The sequence below is a fragment of the Streptomyces sp. NPDC058145 genome, assembly GCF_042884245.1.
GTDB lineage: Bacteria > Actinomycetota > Actinomycetes > Streptomycetales > Streptomycetaceae > Streptomyces.
On the sequence record NZ_JBHVUH010000008.1, the window covers coordinates 284,737 to 297,439 of the forward strand.

Annotated in this window: 14 protein-coding genes; all 14 read left to right on the forward strand. The window is 71.1% G+C overall.

What is annotated here, in order from left to right:
* The first annotated feature begins 58 nt into the window (after positions 1-58).
* The 14 genes from pgsA (at position 59) to ACFVVO_RS20345 (ending at position 12,513) form a co-directional block, all read left to right on the forward strand.
* A complete protein-coding gene (gene pgsA / locus ACFVVO_RS20280) occupies positions 59-787 on the forward strand; it encodes a phosphatidylinositol phosphate synthase (protein WP_390056886.1) in 729 nt (242 codons plus the stop codon).
* Positions 784-1,692, forward strand: a complete 909-nt coding sequence (locus ACFVVO_RS20285; protein ID WP_390056676.1) for a phosphatidylinositol mannoside acyltransferase — start codon at positions 784-786, stop codon at positions 1,690-1,692. The genes pgsA and ACFVVO_RS20285 overlap by 4 nt, the downstream gene beginning before the upstream one ends.
* Entirely contained in the window at positions 1,689-2,849 is a 1,161-nt protein-coding gene (locus ACFVVO_RS20290) for a glycosyltransferase family 4 protein (RefSeq protein WP_390056677.1), read from the forward strand. The genes ACFVVO_RS20285 and ACFVVO_RS20290 overlap by 4 nt, the downstream gene beginning before the upstream one ends.
* Positions 2,850-2,897: 48 nt before the next feature.
* A complete protein-coding gene (locus ACFVVO_RS20295) occupies positions 2,898-3,440 on the forward strand; it encodes a hypothetical protein (protein ID WP_390056678.1) in 543 nt (180 codons plus the stop codon).
* 126 nt (positions 3,441-3,566) lie between these two features.
* Positions 3,567-4,472, forward strand: a complete 906-nt coding sequence (gene pdxS, locus ACFVVO_RS20300) for a pyridoxal 5'-phosphate synthase lyase subunit PdxS (protein ID WP_390056680.1) — start codon at positions 3,567-3,569, stop codon at positions 4,470-4,472.
* Positions 4,473-4,485: 13 nt separating this feature from the next.
* Positions 4,486-5,091: a pyridoxal 5'-phosphate synthase glutaminase subunit PdxT gene (pdxT, locus tag ACFVVO_RS20305; RefSeq protein ID WP_390056681.1), complete on the forward strand. Its 606-nt coding sequence runs from the start codon at positions 4,486-4,488 to the stop codon at positions 5,089-5,091.
* A 49-nt stretch (positions 5,092-5,140) separates the two neighbouring features.
* Positions 5,141-5,893: a YebC/PmpR family DNA-binding transcriptional regulator gene (locus tag ACFVVO_RS20310; RefSeq protein WP_390056683.1), complete on the forward strand. Its 753-nt coding sequence runs from the start codon at positions 5,141-5,143 to the stop codon at positions 5,891-5,893.
* A gap of 140 nt (positions 5,894-6,033) precedes the next feature.
* Positions 6,034-6,573, forward strand: a complete 540-nt coding sequence (gene ruvC / locus ACFVVO_RS20315; RefSeq protein WP_390056685.1) for a crossover junction endodeoxyribonuclease RuvC — start codon at positions 6,034-6,036, stop codon at positions 6,571-6,573.
* Complete coding sequence (gene ruvA, locus ACFVVO_RS20320; RefSeq protein WP_390056687.1) at positions 6,570-7,175, forward strand: Holliday junction branch migration protein RuvA; 606 nt, start codon at positions 6,570-6,572, stop codon at positions 7,173-7,175. Before ruvC ends, ruvA begins: the two co-directional genes overlap by 4 nt.
* Before the next feature lie 28 nt (positions 7,176-7,203).
* Positions 7,204-8,274: a Holliday junction branch migration DNA helicase RuvB gene (gene ruvB / locus ACFVVO_RS20325; RefSeq protein ID WP_390056689.1), complete on the forward strand. Its 1,071-nt coding sequence runs from the start codon at positions 7,204-7,206 to the stop codon at positions 8,272-8,274.
* A 167-nt stretch (positions 8,275-8,441) separates the two neighbouring features.
* Complete coding sequence (gene yajC, locus ACFVVO_RS20330; protein ID WP_390056691.1) at positions 8,442-8,939, forward strand: preprotein translocase subunit YajC; 498 nt, start codon at positions 8,442-8,444, stop codon at positions 8,937-8,939.
* Between the two features lie 140 nt (positions 8,940-9,079).
* Positions 9,080-10,855, forward strand: a complete 1,776-nt coding sequence (secD, locus tag ACFVVO_RS20335; protein WP_390056693.1) for a protein translocase subunit SecD — start codon at positions 9,080-9,082, stop codon at positions 10,853-10,855.
* A gap of 3 nt (positions 10,856-10,858) precedes the next feature.
* Entirely contained in the window at positions 10,859-11,968 is a 1,110-nt protein-coding gene (secF, locus tag ACFVVO_RS20340) for a protein translocase subunit SecF (protein ID WP_390056694.1), read from the forward strand.
* Entirely contained in the window at positions 11,965-12,513 is a 549-nt protein-coding gene (locus ACFVVO_RS20345; RefSeq protein WP_390056696.1) for an adenine phosphoribosyltransferase, read from the forward strand. The genes secF and ACFVVO_RS20345 overlap by 4 nt, the downstream gene beginning before the upstream one ends.
* Positions 12,514-12,703 lie beyond the last annotated feature (190 nt).

Consider the following 12,703-nt stretch of genomic DNA (forward strand, 5'->3'; position numbering starts at 1 on the left):
GGGCGGCGGTGCGGGCTCGTGGGTGCCCGCCCGTCACGCACGCGCACGCGTGACTACGATGGGCCAGCCGGAGGCCACCAGGGCCGCGGCGACAACGACCGTCGGGAAGGCCATGCTGAACAAGTACGCGCGTGCATTCTTCACGCGTGTCCTCACGCCGTTCGCCGCGTTTCTGATCCGCCGGGGCGTCAGTCCCGACGCGGTCACGCTCATCGGCACCGCCGGTGTGATGGCGGGCGCGCTGGTCTTCTATCCCCGAGGCGAGTTCTTCTGGGGCACGGTCGTGATCACGCTCTTCGTCTTCTCCGATCTGGTCGACGGCAACATGGCCCGCCAGCTCGGCCGCTCCAGCCGCTGGGGCGCCTTCCTGGACTCCACCCTGGACCGGGTCGCCGACGGCGCGATCTTCGGCGGCCTCGCGCTGTGGTACGCGGGCAACGGGAACGACAACGTCCTGTGCGCTGTCACGATCTTCTGCCTGGCCAGCGGCCAGGTGGTCTCGTACACCAAGGCGCGCGGCGAGTCGATCGGGCTGCCGGTCGCTGTCAACGGGCTCGTCGAACGCGCCGAGCGGCTGGTGATCTCGCTGGTCGCGGCCGGTTTCGCGGGACTGCACAAGTTCGGTGTACCAGGCATCCAGTGGCTGCTGCCGATCGCCCTGTGGATCGTCGCCGTGGGCAGCCTCGTGACGCTGATCCAGCGGGTCGTCACCGTCCGCCGCGAGTCCGCCGAAGCCGAGGCGGCGGCCGGGGAGAACGCCCCCCAGGGGAGGGAGACGGCGAAGTGAGCACCGCGGACCGGCTCACCGACGCGCTCTACGGGCTCGGCTGGAGCACCGTCAAGAACCTCCCCGAACCCGTCGCGGTCCGCCTCGGCCGGACCGTCGCCGACCTCGCCTGGAAGCGGCGCGGCAAGGGCGTACAGCGTCTGGAGGCCAACTACGCGCGCGTGGTGCCCGACGCCGGCCCGGAGCGGCTGGCCGAACTCGCGCGCGCGGGCATGCGTTCCTACCTGCGCTACTGGATGGAGTCCTTCCGGCTCCCGGCCTGGAGCCCCGAACGCGTCAGGACCGGCTTCGAGGCCAAGGACCTCCACCACCTGACCGACGGGCTCGCCTCCGGCCGCGGCGTGATCCTGGCCCTGCCGCACCTGGCCAACTGGGACCTGGCCGGCGCCTGGGTCACCACCGAACTGCGGACCCCGTTCACCACGGTCGCCGAGCGGCTCAAGCCCGAGACCCTCTACGACCGCTTCGTCGCCTACCGCGAGGGCCTCGGCATGGAGGTGCTCCCGCACAGCGGCGGCTCGGCCTTCGGCACCCTGGCCCGGCGGCTGCGCGACGGCGGCCTGGTCTGTCTGGTCGCCGACCGCGACCTGTCCGCGTCCGGCACCGAGGTGGACTTCTTCGGCGCCCGGGCCCGGATGCCCGCGGGACCGGCCCTGCTGGCCCAGCAGACCGGCGCGCTGCTACTGCCCGTCACCCTCCGGTACGACGACTCCCCGGTCATGAAGGGCCGCGTGCATCCCCCGATCGAGGTACCGGAGGCGGGTACGCGGGCCGAGAAGACGTCCGCCATGACACAGTCGCTCGCCGACGCCTTCGCCACCGGGATCGCCGAGCACCCGGAGGACTGGCACATGCTCCAGCGGCTGTGGCTCGCCGACCTCGACCCCACGAAGGGACCCTCGTGAGAATCGGGATCGTCTGCCCGTACTCCTGGGACGTGCCCGGCGGCGTCCAGTTCCACATCCGTGACCTGGCCGAGTACTTCATCCGGCTCGGCCACGAGGTCTCCGTCCTCGCGCCCGCCGACGACGACACCCCGCTGCCGCCGTACGTCGTCTCGGCCGGCCGCGCGGTCCCGGTGCCGTACAACGGCTCGGTGGCCCGGCTGAACTTCGGTTTCCTGTCGGCCGCGCGCGTGCGCCGCTGGCTGCACGAGGGCGCGTTCGACGTGGTCCACATCCACGAGCCGACGTCCCCCTCGCTCGGCCTGCTGACCTGCTGGGCCGCGCAGGGCCCCATCGTGGCCACCTTCCACACCTCCAACCCCCGCTCGCGCGCGATGATCGCCGCGTACGCGATCCTGCAGGCCGCGCTGGAGAAGATCAGCGCGCGGATCGCGGTGAGCGAGTACGCCCGCCGCACCCTGGTCGAGCATCTGGGCGGGGACGCGGTGGTCATCCCCAACGGCGTCGACGTCGACTTCTTCGCCGACGCCGAGCCCAGGCCGGAGTGGCAGGGCGACACGATCGGCTTCATCGGCCGCATCGACGAGCCCCGCAAGGGCCTGCCGGTGCTGATGGGGGCGCTGCCGAAGATCCTGGCCGCCCGCCCGCAGACCCGGCTGCTGGTCGCGGGGCGCGGTGACGAGGAGGCGGCCGTCGAGGACCTGCCCGCCGAACTGCGCTCGCGCGTGGAGTTCCTCGGCATGATCAGTGACCAGGACAAGGCCCGCTTCCTGCGCAGCGTCGACCTGTACGTCGCGCCCAACACCGGCGGCGAGAGCTTCGGCATCATCCTGGTCGAGGCGATGTCGGGGGGCGCCCCTGTCCTCGCCTCGGACCTGGACGCCTTCGTCCAGGTCCTCGACCAGGGCAAGGCCGGTGAGGTATTCGCCAACGAGGACGCCGACGCACTGGCACAGGCCGCCGTGGATCTGCTGGCGGACCCGGAGCGACGGGCCGAACTGCGGGAGCGGGGCAGCGCGCACGTCCGCCGCTTCGACTGGTCGACGGTCGGCGCCGACATCATGTCGGTGTACGAGACCGTCACGACCGGAACGGCGGCGGTGGCCACGGACGAGCGCCCCGGCCGGCGTTCACGGTTCGGGCTGGCCCGGGACTGAACCGAAGGGGGCGACGGCACGGCCACGGCGTCCCGATAGCCTTCGCCCGTGACCGCAACCCTCATCTGGATCCTCCTCGCCCTCGTCGCCGTCGGCGTGTACCTGAGCTGGACGGCCGGGCGGCTGGACCGGCTGCACGTGCGCATGGACGCCGCGCGGGCCGCGCTGGACGCCCAGCTGCTGCGGCGGGCCTCCGTGACCCAGGAACTGGCCACCTCGGGCGTCCTGGATCCCGCCGCCTCGATCGTGCTCTACGAGGCCGCGCACGCCGCCCGGCAGGCGGAGGAGGACCAGCGGGAGGTCGCGGAGAGCGAGCTGAGCCAGGCCCTGCGCGCGGTGTTCGAGGACCCGCGGCAGGTCGAGGTCGTCCGGGACGCGCCGGGCGGCGACGAGGCGGCCCACGAGCTGGCCGAGGCGGTACGCCGGGTCCCCATGGCCCGCCGCTTCCACAACGACGCAGTGGGGGCCGCCCGCAGGCTCCGCGAGCACCGCAAGGTGCGCTGGTTCCGGCTGGCCGGCCACGCCCCCTTCCCGCTGGCCTTCGAGATGGACGACGAGCCGCCCGCGGCCCTGGTGGAACGGGCCGCCTGAACCGGGCGCCGTGACCCGTCGCCGGACAAAAGGATCCACCGGGTCCTCATTGGCCCTTGCTGTGGACTGGTCCTCTCGCGTTTCCTCGTCGGTGCAGTCACCCTTTCCACTTCAGTGAGGTCACCCGTGTCCACCACCGAGAACCAGGCTCCCGAGACCGGCACCGCCCGTGTGAAGCGCGGCATGGCCGAGCAGCTCAAGGGCGGCGTGATCATGGACGTCGTCACCCCGGAGCAGGCGAAGATCGCTGAGGACGCGGGCGCCGTCGCCGTCATGGCCCTTGAGCGGGTCCCGGCCGACATCCGCAAGGACGGCGGCGTGGCCCGCATGTCCGACCCGGACATGATCGAGGGCATCATCGAGGCCGTCTCCATCCCGGTCATGGCCAAGTCCCGCATCGGCCACTTCGTCGAGGCCCAGGTCCTGCAGTCCCTCGGCGTCGACTACATCGACGAGTCCGAGGTGCTCACCCCGGCCGACGAGGTCAACCACTCCGACAAGTGGTCCTTCACCACCCCCTTCGTCTGTGGTGCGACCAACCTGGGCGAGGCCCTGCGCCGCATCGCCGAGGGCGCCGCGATGATCCGCTCCAAGGGCGAGGCCGGCACCGGCAACGTCGTCGAGGCCGTCCGCCACCTGCGCCAGATCAAGAACGAGATCGCCCGCCTGCGCGGCTTCGACAACCACGAGCTGTACGCCGCCGCCAAGGAGCTGCGCGCCCCCTACGAGCTGGTCAGGGAGGTCGCCGAGCTGGGCAAGCTCCCGGTGGTCCTCTTCTCCGCCGGTGGCGTGGCCACCCCGGCCGACGCCGCGCTGATGCGCCAGCTCGGCGCCGAGGGCGTCTTCGTCGGCTCCGGCATCTTCAAGTCCGGCGACCCGGCCAAGCGCGCCGCCGCCATCGTGAAGGCCACCACCTTCTACGACGACCCGAAGATCATCGCGGACGCCTCCCGCGACCTCGGCGAGGCCATGGTCGGCATCAACTGCGACACCCTGCCCGAGACCGAGCGCTACGCCAACCGCGGCTGGTAGGGCGACGGAACACATGAACACCCCCGTCATAGGCGTCCTGGCACTCCAGGGCGACGTACGGGAGCACCTCATCGCCCTGGCCGCGGCCGACGCCGTGGCCAGGCCGGTGCGGCGCCCCGAGGAACTCGCCGAGGTCGACGCCCTCGTGCTGCCCGGCGGCGAGTCCACCACCATCTCCAAGCTGGCCGTCCTCTTCGGAGTGATGGACCCCCTCCGCGCGCGCGTGCGCGACGGCATGCCCGTCTACGGCACCTGCGCCGGCATGATCATGCTCGCCGACAAGATCCTCGACCCGCGCTCGGGCCAGGAGACCATCGGCGGCATCGACATGATCGTGCGCCGCAACGCCTTCGGACGGCAGAACGAGTCCTTCGAGGCCGCGGTCGACGTCCGGGGCATCGCGGGCGATCCTGTGGAGGGCGTCTTCATCCGCGCTCCCTGGGTGGAGTCCGTGGGCGCCGGGACCGAGGTGCTCGCCGAGCACGAGGGACACATCGTCGCGGTCCGCCAGGGCAACGTGCTCGCCACGTCGTTCCACCCGGAACTGACCGGCGACCACCGCGTGCACGCGCTTTTCGTCGACATGGTGCGCGCCGACCGGACACCGGAGTCCTTGTAGGATCTCTGGAGTTCGTTGCAGAGATGGGTTACGCGAAGGAGACAGGCAGATGTCCGGCCACTCTAAATGGGCTACGACGAAGCACAAGAAGGCCGTGATCGATGCCAAGCGCGGCAAGCTCTTCGCGAAGCTGATCAAGAACATCGAGGTCGCGGCGCGCATGGGCGGCATCGACCTCGAGGGTAACCCGACACTCTACGACGCCGTCCAGAAGGCCAAGAAGCAGTCGGTCCCGAACAAGAACATCGACTCCGCGATCAAGCGTGGCGGTGGCCTCGAGGCCGGTGGCGCCGACTACGAGACGATCATGTACGAGGGTTACGGCCCGAACGGTGTCGCGGTGCTCATCGAGTGCCTCACCGACAACCGCAACCGCGCCGCCTCCGACGTGCGCGTCGCCATGACCCGCAACGGCGGCAACATGGCCGACCCGGGCTCGGTGTCGTACATGTTCAGCCGCAAGGGCGTCGTCATCGTCCCCAAGGGCGAGCTGGCCGAGGACGACGTCCTCGGCGCCGTCCTGGACGCGGGCGCCGAGGAGGTCAACGACCTCGGCGAGACCTACGAGGTCATCAGCGAGGCCACCGACCTGGTCGCGGTCCGCACCGCCCTCCAGGAGGCCGGGATCGACTACGACTCCGCCGACTCCAGCTTCGTGCCGTCCGTCCAGGTCGAACTGGACGAGGAGGGCGCCAAGAAGATCTTCAAACTGATCGACGCGCTCGAGGACAGCGACGACGTGCAGAACGTCTTCGCCAACTTCGACGTCAGCGACGAGATCATGGAGAAGGTCGACGCGTAGCGCTGCCGCGGGCTGAGCGGCTCGGCGGGCCGGTGGAACACGTCCACCGGCCCGCCGCCGTTGTCAGAGGCAGCGGCTAGCCTGGCGGCATCCGTGGGGATCACCAGGGCATCCGCGGATCACCACAGAGGGAGGGCGCGGTGCGTGTACTGGGGGTGGACCCCGGCCTGACCCGGTGCGGTGTCGGTGTCGTGGAGGGAGTCGCGGGGCGCCCGCTCACCATGATCGGCGTCGGCGTCGTACGGACGCCCGCGGACGCCGAGCTGGGGCACCGCCTCGTCGCCGTCGAGCAGGGCATAGAGGCCTGGCTGGACGAGCACCGGCCCGAATTCGTCGCCGTGGAGCGGGTGTTCAGCCAGCACAACGTCCGCACGGTGATGGGCACCGCCCAGGCCAGCGCGGTCGCCATGCTGTGCGCCGCCCGCCGGGGCATCCCGGTCGCCCTGCACACCCCCAGTGAGGTCAAGGCCGCCGTCACCGGCAGCGGACGCGCCGACAAGGCGCAGGTCGGTGCCATGGTCACCCGGCTGCTCCGGCTCTCCGCGCCACCCAAGCCGGCCGACGCCGCCGACGCCCTCGCGCTCGCCATCTGCCACATCTGGCGCGCCCCCGCGCAGAACCGACTCAAGCAGGCCGTGGCTCTGCACTCGGCCCACGCAACGAAAGGCCGTACGGCATGATCGCCTTCCTCAGCGGCACGGTCGCCGCACTCGCCCCCGACGCGGCGGTGATCGAGGTGGGCGGCGTCGGCATGGCCGTCCAGTGCACGCCGAACACGCTCGCCACGCTCCGCCAGGGCCGGCCCGCCAAGCTGCACACCTCGCTGGTCGTCCGTGAGGACTCCCTGACGCTGTACGGCTTCGCCGACGACGACGAACGCCAGGTCTTCGAGCTGCTCCAGACCGCCAGCGGGGTCGGTCCGAGGCTCGCCCAGGCCATGCTCGCGGTGCACACGCCGGACGCGCTGCGCCGGGCCGTCGCCACCGCCGACGAGAAGGCCCTCACCGCTGTGCCCGGCATCGGCAAGAAGGGCGCCCAGAAGCTCCTGCTGGAACTGAGGGACCGCCTCGGCGAGCCGATCGGCGCGCCCGCGGTGGGCGCGCCCGTCACCCAGGGCTGGCGCGACCAGCTGCACGCGGCCCTCATCGGCCTCGGGTACGCCACCCGCGAGGCCGACGAGGCCGTCGCCGCCGTGACTCCCCAGGCCGAGGCCGCGAGCGGCACCCCGCAGGTGGGTCAGCTGCTGAAGGCAGCGCTACAGACCCTGAACCGCGCCCGCTGACCGACCACACCACCCCGAGGCACACCACATGAACTGGGACGACACGACCGACTCCGCCGCCCCCGAGCGGCTGGTGGGCTCCGCGGCCGACGGGGAGGACCAGGCCGTCGAGGCGGCCCTGCGTCCCAAGGACCTCGAGGAGTTCATCGGCCAGGAGAAGGTCCGCGAACAGCTCGACCTCGTCCTGCGCGCCGCACGCGCGCGCGGCGCCACCGCCGACCACGTGCTGCTCTCCGGCGCCCCCGGCCTCGGCAAGACCACCCTGTCGATGATCATCGCGGCCGAGATGGGCGCCCCCATCCGCATCACCTCCGGCCCCGCCATCCAGCACGCCGGCGATCTCGCCGCGATCCTCTCCTCGCTCCAGGAGGGCGAGGTGCTGTTCCTCGACGAGATCCACCGCATGTCCCGGCCCGCCGAGGAGATGCTGTACATGGCCATGGAGGACTTCCGCGTCGACGTCATCGTCGGCAAGGGCCCCGGCGCCACCGCCATCCCCCTGGAGCTGCCCCCCTTCACCCTGGTCGGCGCCACCACGCGCGCGGGCCTGCTGCCGCCCCCGCTGCGCGACCGCTTCGGTTTCACCGCACACATGGAGTTCTACGAGCCGCACGAGCTGGAGCGCGTGGTGCACCGCTCGGCGAGCCTGCTCGACGTAGGTATCGAGGCGGACGGCGCCGCCGAGATCGCCGGCCGCTCCCGCGGCACGCCCCGCATCGCCAACCGCCTGCTGCGCCGCGTCCGGGACTACGCGCAGGTCAAGGCGGACGGCGTGATCACCCGCGAGATCGCCGAGGCCGCCCTCGCCGTCTACGAAGTGGACGCGCGCGGCCTCGACCGCCTCGACCGGGCCGTGCTGGAGGCACTGCTGAAGCTGTTCGGCGGCGGTCCGGTCGGCCTGTCCACGCTCGCCGTCGCGGTGGGGGAGGAACGCGAGACGGTCGAGGAGGTCGCCGAACCCTTCCTGGTGCGGGAGGGCCTGCTGGCCCGCACCCCGCGCGGCCGTGTCGGCACCCCGGCCGCCTGGGCGCACCTCGGTCTCACCCCGCCCCGCACGGCCACCGGGGGAAACGGACAACAGGACCTGTTCGGGGCGTGACGGCGAGGGCATTGGCGGGGGCAGGAACCCAGGTGCCATGCTGAGCGTTGTTCCATGCGCGCGGACTCGCTTAGACTCCGCCGATGCCGCCCTTGCGGGCGGCGCCGACCCACCCCCATCCAACAGGCCGCTCTCACCGCGCGGTCGCGCGAAGGAAACCCCGTCCCGTGAATACCTTGACCCTCCTCCCGTTCATCGTGCTCATCGCGGCCATGTTCCTGATGACCCGCTCGGCCAAGAAGAAGCAGCAGCAGGCCGCGAGCATGCGCAATGAGGTGCAGCCCGGCTCCGGCGTCCGCACGATCGGGGGCATGTACGCGACGGTCAAGGAGGTCAGCGAGGACACGGTCCTCCTCGACGCCGGACCGGGCGTCGACCTCCTCTTCGCCAAGAACGCGATCGGCGCCGTCCTCACCGACGACGAGTACAACCGGATCGTCCACGGCATCGAGCACGACCTCAAGGCCGACGCCCACGTCGTCCCGGACGACGCCTCCTCCCTCACCGAGACCGACGAGCCCGCCGCTGCCGCCGCCTCCGGCGACAAGGCCGTCGACCTCGGTAAGAAGGACGTCGCCGAGGACGGGACCGCCGATGCCGAGGTCGCCGAGGCCAAGACGGACGAAGAGCCGAAGAAGACCGACGGCGACTCCGAGGCGAAGTAGTCACGTCCCGGGGTGTGCGGCGCGGCCCGGCCGCGCCCCGCGCACCCCGGGCGCTTCTGTTCGCCGCACGGAGCCCGACACCATGTCATGGCTGACCGCGCCGACCTGGCGCGGGGCGGCCCGAGAGGGAGTACGAGAAGGTGGCAGCACCTAAGAGGGGCCGGAGCGCGAGCGCCCAGAGCAAGCCAGGGCGCTCGCTGGCCCTCATTTTGATCGCCATCGTGGCGCTCACCGGAGGGATGTTCGTCTCCGGGCACACGACACCGCGCCTCGGCATCGACCTCGCCGGTGGTACGAGCATCACGCTCAAGGCGAAGGCCGACCAGGGGTCCGCGATCAACAAGGCCAACATGGACACCGCGGTCGACATCATGAACCGTCGTGTCAATGGCCTGGGCGTCTCCGAGGCGGAGGTGCAGACCCAGGGGGCCGATCACATCATCGTGAACATCCCCAAGGGCACCAACTCCAAGGAGGCCCAGCAGCAGGTCGGCACCACCGCCAAGCTGTACTTCCGCCCGGTGCTCACCAGCGAGCCCAGCGGCGCCACCCCGGCGAGCCCCTCGCCGAGCGCGTCCTCCAGTGGCGGCGCCTCGCCGAGCCCGTCGGGCTCCAGCAAGGAGAAGGCGTCCTCGTCCTCCTCCGCCTCCCCGACGGCCTCCGCCACCTCGCAGGGCCGCGCCGTCACCGACGCGCTGAAGGCCGACGCCACGCCGTCGGGCTCGTCCTCGCCGAGCGCCTCGTCCGGCGCCAAGACCTCCGCCAGCCCCTCCGCCTCGGCCACCGGCAGCGTGGACACCGCCAAGCTTCAGGCCCAGTACACGGCTCTGAACTGCGCCAAGCCCGCCGAGCGCGCCAAGGCCGGCACCAACGCCAAGCCCGGTGAGCCCACCGTGGCCTGCGGCCAGCGGGACAAGGTCTGGTACAAGTACCTGCTCGGCCCGGCCGGCGTGGACGGCACCGAGGTGAAGAAGGCCCAGGCGGTCTTCGACACCCAGGGCGCCTCCGGCTGGCAGGTCCAGATGACCTTCACCAACACCGGGTCGAAGAAGTTCGCGACCATCACCGGCGAGCTGGCCAAGAACCAGTCCCCGCAGAACGAGTTCGGCATCGTCCTCGACGGCGAGGTCGTCTCCAGCCCGTACGTCCAGAACGCCATCACCGGCGGCCAGGCGGAGATCTCCGGCAGCTTCACGCAGCAGGAGGCCCAGAACCTCGCCAACATGCTGTCCTACGGCGCGCTCCCGCTCTCCTTCAAGGAGGAGACCGTCACCACGGTGACCGCCGCGCTCGGCGGTGAGCAGCTCCGCGCGGGTCTGATCGCCGGCGCGATCGGCCTCGCCCTGGTCGTGATCTACCTGATCGCCTACTACCGTGGCCTGTCGCTCGTGGCCATGGCATCCCTGCTGGTCTCCGCGATCCTCACCTACGTGATCATGGCGCTGCTCGGCCCGGCCATCGGCTTCGCGCTGAACCTGCCGGCCGTCTGCGGTGCCATCGTCGCCATCGGCATCACCGCGGACTCGTTCATCGTGTACTTCGAACGCATCCGGGACGAGATCCGTGAGGGCCGCTCGCTGCGTCCCGCCGTCGAGCGGGCCTGGCCGCGCGCCCGGCGCACCATCCTGGTCTCCGACTTCGTGTCGTTCCTCGCCGCCGCCGTGCTGTTCATCGTGACCGTCGGCAAGGTCCAGGGCTTCGCGTTCACGCTCGGTCTGACCACCGTGCTCGACGTGGTCGTCGTCTTCCTGTTCACCAAGCCGCTGATGACGCTGCTCGCCCGCCGCAAGTTCTTCGCGAACGGCCACAAGTGGTCCGGCCTCGACCCGAAGAGCCTGGGTGCCAAGCCGCCGCTGCGCCGCACCCGCCGTCCCGCCGGTCCCGCCGCCGGCCCTGTCGACCCGAAGGAGGCGTGAGCGATGTCGAAACTCGGCAACCTCGGCGCTCGACTGCACCGCGGCGAGATCAGTTACGACTTCGTCGGCAAGCGCAAGATCTGGTACGGCATCTCCATCCTGATCACCATCACGGCCATCGTCGGCCTGGCGGTGCGCGGCCTGAACATGGGCATCGAGTTCCAGGGCGGGGCGGTCTTCACCACGCCGACGAAGATGAGCGCGTCGGTGGCCCAGGCGGAGGAGTTCGCGACGAACGCCTCCGGCCACGAGGCCGTCGTGCAGAAGCTCGGCAACGGCAGCCTGCGCATCCAGATCGCGGGCATCGACACCGACAAGTCCGACCAGATCAAGCAGACGCTGGCCAAGGACCTGAACCTCAACCCCGAGAAGCTCAACGCCGACCTGGTCGGCCCGAGCTGGGGCGAGCAGATCGCCAGTAAGGCCTGGCAGGGCCTGGCGATCTTCATGGTGCTCGTCGTGATCTATCTGGCGATCGCCTTCGAGTGGCGCATGGCCATCGCGGCCCTCGTCGCGCTGATCCACGACATCACCATCACGACCGGCATCTACGCCCTGGTCGGCTTCGAGGTCACGCCCGGTACGGTCATCGGTCTGCTGACGATCCTCGGCTATTCGCTCTACGACACGGTCGTCGTCTTCGACAGCCTCAAGGAGCAGACGAAGGACATCACGAAGCAGACCCGCTTCACCTACAGCGACATCGCCAACCTGTCGATCAACGGCACGCTGGTCCGCTCCATCAACACCACCGTGGTCGCCCTGCTGCCGGTGGCGGGCCTGCTGTTCATCGGCGGCGGCTTCCTCGGGGCCGGCACCCTGAACGACATCTCGCTGTCGCTGTTCGTCGGTCTCGCGGCCGGTGCGTACTCCTCGATCTTCATCGCCACACCGCTCGTCGCAGACCTCAAGGAGCGCGAGCCGGCGATGAGGGCGCTCCGCAAGCGCGTCATGGCCAAGCGCGCGCAGGCCGCGGCCGGCGAGGACGGCGTGGCGGGCCGGCCCGGCGAGGGTGACGAGGCCGAGGAGGCGGCACCCGCCGTGGTGGGTCCCCGCAACCAGCCCGCCTCCCGCAACCGGGGCCGGGGCCGACCCTCCGGGAAGCGCCGATGACCGAGCTCGCCGACATCACGTCGCTGCTGCTCAGCCGCATCCGGGACGTGGCCGACTACCCCGAGCCGGGCGTGATGTTCAAGGACATCACCCCGCTGCTCGCGGACCCCGCGGCGTTCTCCGTGCTGACCGACGCCCTGGCCCGGATCGCCGCCGAGACCGGCGCGACCAAGGTCGTCGGCCTGGAGGCCCGGGGCTTCATCCTGGGCGCACCGGTCGCGGTCCGCGCGGGCCTCGGCTTCATCCCGGTCCGCAAGGCGGGCAAGCTGCCGGGCGCGACGCTGCGCCAGGCGTACGACCTGGAGTACGGCTCGGCGGAGATCGAGGTGCACGCGGAGGACCTGGTGTCCGGCGACCGCGTGCTGATCGTCGACGACGTGCTTGCCACCGGCGGCACCGCCGAGGCCGCGATCCAGCTCATCCAGCGCGCGGGCGCCGAGGTCTCGGGGCTCGCGGTCCTCATGGAGCTGGGCTTCCTGAGCGGCCGGGACCGCCTGGAGCCGGCGCTCGGCGAGGCACCGCTGAGGGCGCTCCTGCGGATCTGACACCTCGCTGCCGGCAACGGCCGCCCCCGGGTACCTCCCGGGGGCGGCCGTTCGTCGTGCGGTCACCCGCCGCCCGCCCCGAATCCCTCTCCACGTGACCCGTGCGGAATCCCGGGGGAGTCCCTCGCGTTTCACGGGTAGACGGTCCTCACAGCCGCCTCCGGGCGATGACAAGGCACAGGATCGATAC